This is a genomic window from Synechococcus sp. R55.2 (genome assembly GCF_047462075.1).
In the GTDB taxonomy this organism is placed as follows: domain Bacteria; phylum Cyanobacteriota; class Cyanobacteriia; order Thermostichales; family Thermostichaceae; genus Thermostichus.
The window spans coordinates 13849-20767 of sequence record NZ_JANSIH010000323.1 but is presented as its reverse complement, the minus strand read 5'-3'; the positions used below and the strand labels follow the sequence as shown (position 1 = coordinate 20767).

The window sequence follows — 6919 nt, the reverse complement described above, 5'->3', positions numbered from 1 at the left end:
CGCCTGGGCATGCTGGAGCAGCTGGCGGGCCGCCCGTTCAAAATCCTCTCGCACCGTGCAGCAGAGGCAACCATTGTTGAGCTGCATCAGCCCCCCCTCGGGCATGTTGACCAACTCGCCATCGATGGAAATCTCGCCAAACTCGTTGAGGATAACCCCAATGCGCAACCCATGCTCCTCTTCCAAGATGCGCTTGAGCAGCGTGGTTTTGCCACTGCCCAAAAAACCTGTCAAAATCGTCACCGGAAGCTGAGCTTTCATATCAGGTGAGGCTGAACTGACAAGCGGCCAACAAACCCTTCTCTCAAGTTCCCCAGAAGCTCTACTAGCTTAGCTTTAGGGTTGGCTCTCCAGGATCTGGACAAGGGGGAACGACCGCTCCCACCCAAATTAGATCCTCTAACCCATCAACTAGTTATCCAACTATTTATTAATGTCCTCTGGGCGTTGGGGCAGACTCTCTCCTGAGGATCCCTGGGGACGAATGAGCTCGATCGGCAGGCCATCGGGATCGGCGATGAACGCCACTTCATAGACCTGGCCCCCAATTTGCTGGAGCTGGGGCGGCAGCAGCAGGGTAAGGGGCACTTGCGCTCGCAAATGTTCTAGGTAGTTGGCCAGGGATCCCCATTCGGGGCCCACCTCAAAAGCGGGGTGATAGTAGCCCACATAGTGGGGATCCCCAAAGGGATCCGGGGCAGGATGGGGCTGCGGCACTTGCATCAGCTCCAAACGCCCCCAGGGGCCGCGCATCCAGCAGGCCAGCGTGATCCCGGCAGTAAAACGTTCTTCCACCGCAAAGCCCAACCCCTCGTAAAAGGCGATGGAGCGGAAGATATCGGCGGTGCGAATGGAAAAATGGTGTAGTTTCATCGTCCTGCAAAGCAGCCAGATGGGGGCAGACCGCTCAGATCAATCGCCGCTGACGGCTGGTCAAGCGCAGGTAGACTTGCTACGCTCCAGAAAAGTAGGCTGTCTATCTTAAGCACCTCTTGCAGTGTATGCTGGCCCGCCCAATCCTTGGGGCGGGAAATGCGACAACCTAAGCCGATTGCTGCCAACCTCAATTATGCCTAAGCTGGTCATTGTCGAATCTCCCACCAAAGCCCGTACCATCCGTGGGTTCTTGCCTGCGGGGTATGAGGTTCAGGCCTCGATGGGACATGTGCGGGATCTTCCCGATTCGGCATCTGAAATTCCAGAAGAATTGAAAGGAGAAGAGTGGAGCCGCCTGGGGGTCAATGTCCACGCCGACTTTGAGCCCCTCTACGTCATCCCCAAAGACAAAAGAAAGGTGGTCAAGGAGCTGAAAGAGGCCCTCAAGAAAGCCGACGAGCTGATCCTGGCCACCGACGAAGACCGCGAAGGGGAAAGCATTAGCTGGCACTTGCAGCAGGTGCTGCAACCCAAAGTGCCCACCCGCCGCATGGTGTTCCACGAGATTACCCGCGAGGCCATTCAGGAGGCGCTGCAAAACTGCCGTGAGGTGGATGAACAACTGGTGCGTGCCCAGGAGACCCGCCGCATCTTGGATCGCCTGGTGGGCTATACCCTGTCGCCGCTGCTGTGGAAAAAAATTGCCCCCAAACTCTCGGCAGGGCGGGTGCAGTCGGTGGCGGTCAAGCTTTTGGTGGATCGAGAGCGGGAGCGGCGCGCCTTCAGAAAAGCCTCCTACTGGGCTCTGAAGGCAGAGCTGCAGCCGAGCACTGCCTCCCAGGAGCGGCAGGCTGTCTTTTCGGCAGAGCTGGTGAGCCTAGCCGGCAAGCGATTGGCCAGCGGGCAAGACTTCGACCCCAGCACTGGGCGGCTTGTCGCCGGGCGGGATGTAGTGCTGCTGGATCAAGCCCAGGCCGAAGCCCTGCGGGAACGTCTTCTGGGCAAAGCCTGGATCGTCAGCTCTGTGGAAGAGCGCCCCTCCACCCGCAAACCTGCCCCTCCCTTTACCACCTCCACCCTGCAGCAGGAGGCCAACCGCAAGCTGCACCTGTCGGCCCAGCAGACGATGCGCATTGCCCAAAAGCTCTACGAAGAGGGCTACATCACCTACATGCGCACCGATTCGGTCCACCTGTCGGAGCAGGCCATCCGCGCTGCCCGCGCCTGCGTGGAGTCGATGTACGGCAGAGAATATCTCAGCCCCGAGCCCCGTCAGTACACCACCAAAACCAAAGGGGCGCAAGAAGCCCACGAGGCCATTCGTCCTGCTGGATCAGAGTTTCGCCTGCCCAGCCAAACCCCCCTCTCCGGCCAGGAGCTGGCCCTCTACGACCTGATCTGGAAGCGCACCGTCGCCAGCCAAATGGCTGAGGCGCGGCAGACCCACACCATCGTACTCATCGCCGTAGACGATGCGGTGTTCCGGGCCAGCGGCAAGCGCATCGATTTTCCCGGCTTTTTCCGCGCCTATGTGGAGGGATCCGACGACCCAGAGGCGGCTTTGGAAGATCGGGAGGTGCATCTGCCTCTGTTGCGGCAGGGGGATCCCCTCCGCTGCCAGAAGCTGGAACCCGTTGCCCACGAAACCCAGCCTCCAGCCCGATATACGGAAGCCTCCTTGGTCAAGGTGTTGGAAAGTGAGGGCATTGGTCGCCCCAGCACCTACGCCACCATCTTGAATACGATCATGAGCCGTGGCTACGTCAGGCCGATGGGGAATGCCCTCGTGCCCACCTACACAGCTTTTGCAGTCACCGAGCTGCTGGAAAAATACTTTCCCAACCTGGTGAATACCCGCTTCACCGCCGAGATGGAGCAAACGCTGGACGACATCGCTTCTGGACAGGCGGAGTGGTTGCCCTATTTGCGCCATTTCTTCTTGGGCGAGCAGGGTCTTGAGGGACAGGTAAAGGCCCGCGAGTTGGAAATTGACTCCAGCCTGGCCCGCTCCATCCATCTGGAGAACCTGCCCGTCAAGATCGGCATTGGCCCCTATGGCCCCTATGTGGCGGTCGAAACCGAGTCCGGAGAGGTGCGCGCCAACTTGCCGGAGGATATTCCCCCCGCCGATCTGAGCCCAGAACACATTGCGGAGCTAATCCAGCGGAAGCAAGAAGGCCCCAAGCCCATTGCCTTTCACCCGGAAACCCAGGAGCCAATCTATGTGATCCCGCAGGGCCCCTATGGCCCCTATGTGCAGTTGGGAGAAGTTTCTGAGGACAACAAAAAACCCAAGCGCACCTCCCTGCCCAAAGGGTTGAAACCGGATCAGGTCACGCCAGAGATTGCCTTGGGGTTGCTGAGCTTGCCCCGCACCTTGGGGGAACACCCGGAATCGGGGAAAAAGGTGCAGGCCGGTATTGGCCGCTTCGGCCCCTACGTAGTCTGCGATGGCGATTTCCGCTCTCTGCCCGCCGAGGAGGATGTGCTGACCATCAGCCTGGAGCGGGCGCTGGAGTTGTTGGCCCAGCCCAAGAAAGGCCGTGGGCGCGGCTCTGCCAAGCCCTTGCGGGAGCTGGGATCCCATCCTGAGGATGGTGAGCCGGTCAATCTGCACGACGGCCCCTACGGGCTGTATGTCAAACATGGCAAGGTCAATGCCTCTTTGCCCAAAGGGATCCCTGCCGAAGCGGTTACCCTGGAAATGGCCCTGCAGGTGCTGGCTGAAAAGGAAGGCTCTTCTGCAGAGGTCAAGGGGAAAAGCCGCTCGACCGCTTCTGCAGGTAAAGCCCAAGCCAAAGCTGCCTCCAGCAGCCCTACAGCCCAGCCGGCTGGAGATGCTGTGCCGCAGAAGCGGCGTAAAGCACAAACAACTTCCACCGGCGGCGGGATGGCCAAAGAGCCGCAAGCGAATGGGTCAGCCCAGGTGGGATCCCGTTCCACCATTGTGAGGATCACGCCCAAAGCTCGCGCCTGAAGTCAGCTTTTCTGCCACAGCCCAAGGTCGCCTGCTCAGGGTGGCTTAGGGGTTAGCCATGTAACAGTTTTGCTGACGACACAACTGCTTCAAGGGCCGCAAGCAGCGGCCACGGCGGCTTCCTGATTGGCAATGCAACCCATTGCTTCTGCAAACGGCAAGGGATCCTGCTGCTGGCGCTTGGGAATCTGGGCGTGTTCCAGCTCACTGCAGTAGCAGTAGGCAGGATGGCGACGATGGGGGTGTGCAAGGGACACGGGAGTAAATGAGAGTTGGAGTCGGGGCCAACAGCCTTCAGCTCAACGTTATCACCTGGGTGCCGGGGAAGTAGTGATTGAGGATTTGCGGCGCTGTGTAGCCCTGCTCGGCCAAGCCGCGGGATCCCCACTGACACAGTCCCACCCCATGCCCGGCTCCGCGATAGGTAAAAAGGTACACTTCCTGCTGGCCGGCCTTTGGCTGGAGACGTTCCCACGTGAAGCGGTTGCTGGGGAGGATCCCCCAACCCAGGGTTTGGCCAAGGCGCAGCACAAACTCTTGGCCAGTCAACAGTTGGGATCCAACGCGGATGCGCAGGGGGCGACCCCAGGGATCCGACTGCACAATCTCCAGATCGCCGTTGCCGAAGGCTGGCTCCAACTCCCGTCGGCTGAGCCGGACGCTGTGAGGGCCATAGAAGGGAGAGGCGCGACACCCGTCACAGATCACCCCTTGTAGGTAGGGGCGGGCGGGTGGGGCAAAAATATCCTGATTGGCGCTGGTGTGGCCCCCACAGGTGGAGTGAAACAGAACCTCTATCGGCTGGCCGGCATGGGTTAGGATCTGCCCTCGGGTTGCCTGCACCGCAGCAGTGGTCGCCGCCGTTTCATAGGCCAGGCCACCATAAAACTGGTGGGCGGTGGAATCCTGCAATAGCCTTATCGGGGCAGAGGGCCATTCTCTTCTGGGGCCGGGGCACAGATGGGGAACGGCCAAGGTACGGGCCAAGATGGCTTGCGCCTGCAAGGCGGCAGCTGGCCAGTCGGCGGGCATTTCGCTGGGCACCAAAGCCAGCAGATAGTCTTCCAACTTGACCCAATTCACCAGATGCAGGCGACCTAAACCCTTGGGACGAATCTGTACCCAGCCCCGATAGCGACGCTCCTCCCCTGCGAGGGAGCGCAGAGCTCCCCCCTGTAGCCAAAGGGATCCCTGGTAGCGACGAGGCTGTCCCGGCCCGGTCAGAAGGAGCTCTTGGCGGCGAACCTGTAACTTCCAGGTGCCTGTTGGAAAAGGCTGCTGATTTAAAACAAAAGGGCCCATCAGCTCCAACTCGGCCAAGGGATCCGCACTCCAGCGGCTGAACAGCTCCACGGCCAGCCAATCTCCGCGCCCGGACGTTTGGGCCTGCCGAGAGCCTCCCCAAACAGCCCACAGGGATCCCAGCACCATCGCCCCCAACTGTCGTCGCCGCATAGGCCCCATCCGGGCATCCTCTATCGATAGACCATTCCCCCAGAAATACTGTCAAGATGAGCTGGCCAGCAAAGGATCGTATCCCAGTTGCTGGGTAAGCCGGGCGCGGGCCAATTCCCGATATTCCCAAAAGTGTTCTCCTGCAGCGCAGAGGCCCAAATATAGGTTCAGCAGGCTCGGTTTCTGTCGCCAAATCGTCCATAGCTGCCGCCAAAATTGGGCGCGGATTTCGGGATGAAGGATCCCTTGCCGCCAGATGAGTTGTAGAAGCAGATGGATCCCTTTGCGGAGGGGCAGCTTCATCATTTGCCGTCGGCCATCTTTGATGCCGATATTCAGGCACTGTTGCAGGCAGCGAGACAAATATCGTGCAGGATCATACAGTTTCCAAAAACTTTCCAGATACTCTCGGGCAATCTCCGATAGAGAACGGGTGGGAATGAAATTCATCAGCGTATTTTGATCGCCGAACTCAGTAACGCCGATCCCTTCCAGCAAACGTTCCTCCTTCTTCAAGCGATTCCAGAGTTGCGTGTTTGGCAAAGCCTGTAAAATGCCTAACATCGGCTGAGGAATACCGGTTTGCTCGACAAAAGCCTGGATGCGATCCCCTGCTCCTGGCCGCTCTCCATCAAAGCCTAGAATAAACCCAGCGTAGATCAGCAGTCCGGCCTCGTTGATCTTGCGACAGGCTTCCACCAAAGGGTGACGGGTATTTTGTAGCTTTTGAGTCATCTGTAAGCTGTCTTGGTCTGGGGTCTCAATGCCCAAAAAGACAGCATAGAACCCCGCTTCTACCATCAACCTCATCAGCTCTTCGTCTTCCGCCAGGTTGACTGAAGCCTCTGTCATAAAGGTAAATGGATAGTTGCGCTTCTGGCTCCAGGGGATCAGCTCTCGTAAAAATCGCTTGACGTTGCGCTGGTTGCCGATAAAGTTGTCGTCTACCACAAATACCGAACCCCGCCAACCCAAGTCATAGAGAGCTTGCAGCTCGGCTAGCATTTGACTTGGCTCTTTGGTTCTCGGCTTGCGTCCGTAAAGAGAGATGATGTCGCAAAACTCGCAATTGAAGGGGCAACCTCGCGAAAATTGGACTGACATCATGAAGTATTGATCCATACGCAGCAGATCAAACCTCGGCAAAGGACTTTGGGTTACGTCCGGCTTTTCGGCGGCCCGAAAAATGCCCGACTCTTGACCTGCTTCTAGGGCCTTGACGAAAGCCGGTATGGTCACTTCCCCTTCGTCCAAAACCAAATAGTGAGCCCCGGATTCCAGGGCGTCTTGCGGCACAGAAGTTGGATAGGGCCCGCCCACAGCTACTTTTTTGCCCAGTTGTACAGCCTTGCGAATCAGGGCGTGGAAATCTTGTTTTTGCACCAGCATGGCCGACAAGATCACCAGATCGCACCAGTGCCAATCGGCTTCTGTTTCAGCAGCGACATTGCGATCCACAAAGCGAATCTCCCAGTGTTGGGGTAGCAGAGCAGCAACGGTGATCAAGCCCAGAGGTGGCATTAGCGCTTTTAGTCCCACCATCTCGATGGTGCGATTGTAAGACCAGAACGATTGAGGAAAACGCGGATAGAGCAGCAATGCCTTCATACC

At 58.5% G+C, this 6919-nt stretch carries 6 protein-coding genes; 1 reads left to right on the top strand and 5 read right to left on the bottom strand.

Annotated features, from left to right (window positions below; translation table 11 throughout):
• On the bottom strand, window positions 1–261 hold a 261-nt coding region (locus NW838_RS10320), incomplete at its 3' end, for a CobW family GTP-binding protein (protein WP_414427993.1).
• A gap of 162 nt (window positions 262–423) precedes the next feature.
• Window positions 424–873 (bottom strand): VOC family protein, encoded by a 450-nt coding sequence (locus NW838_RS10315; protein WP_414342591.1) that lies wholly within the window; start codon window positions 871–873, stop codon window positions 424–426.
• Window positions 874–1069: 196 nt separating this feature from the next.
• On the opposite strand from NW838_RS10315, the gene topA reads away from it, so the two are divergent.
• Entirely contained in the window at window positions 1070–3853 is a 2784-nt protein-coding gene (gene topA / locus NW838_RS10310; protein ID WP_414427992.1) for a type I DNA topoisomerase, read from the top strand.
• 89 nt (window positions 3854–3942) lie between these two features.
• On the opposite strand, the gene NW838_RS10305 is transcribed toward topA, so the two are convergent.
• The 3 genes from NW838_RS10305 to NW838_RS10295 are packed head-to-tail and all read right to left on the bottom strand — an operon-like array spanning window position 3943 to window position 6916.
• Window positions 3943–4110 carry a hypothetical protein gene (locus NW838_RS10305; RefSeq protein WP_011433927.1) on the bottom strand — a complete coding sequence of 56 codons (168 nt, stop codon included), beginning with the start codon at window positions 4108–4110 and terminating at the stop codon, window positions 3943–3945.
• A 37-nt stretch (window positions 4111–4147) separates the two neighbouring features.
• Window positions 4148–5308 (bottom strand): SpoIID/LytB domain-containing protein, encoded by a 1161-nt coding sequence (locus NW838_RS10300; RefSeq protein ID WP_414427991.1) that lies wholly within the window; start codon window positions 5306–5308, stop codon window positions 4148–4150.
• Window positions 5309–5359: 51 nt separating this feature from the next.
• The gene (locus NW838_RS10295; RefSeq protein ID WP_414357926.1) at window positions 5360–6916 is read right to left on the bottom strand and encodes a B12-binding domain-containing radical SAM protein; all 1557 of its coding nucleotides are present in this window, start codon (window positions 6914–6916) and stop codon (window positions 5360–5362) included.
• Window positions 6917–6919: the final 3 nt, after the last annotated feature.

Bases quoted from the DNA above. Each gene is read 5' to 3' on its own strand.
- NW838_RS10315 (WP_414342591.1), bottom strand. From the start codon at position 873: ATGAAACTACACCATTTTTCCATTCGCACCGCCGATATCTTCCGCTCC.
- topA (WP_414427992.1), top strand. From the start codon at position 1,070: ATGCCTAAGCTGGTCATTGTCGAATCTCCCACCAAAGCCCGTACCATC.
- NW838_RS10300 (WP_414427991.1), bottom strand. From the start codon at position 5,308: ATGCGGCGACGACAGTTGGGGGCGATGGTGCTGGGATCCCTGTGGGCT.
- NW838_RS10295 (WP_414357926.1), bottom strand. From the start codon at position 6,916: ATGAAGGCATTGCTGCTCTATCCGCGTTTTCCTCAATCGTTCTGGTCT.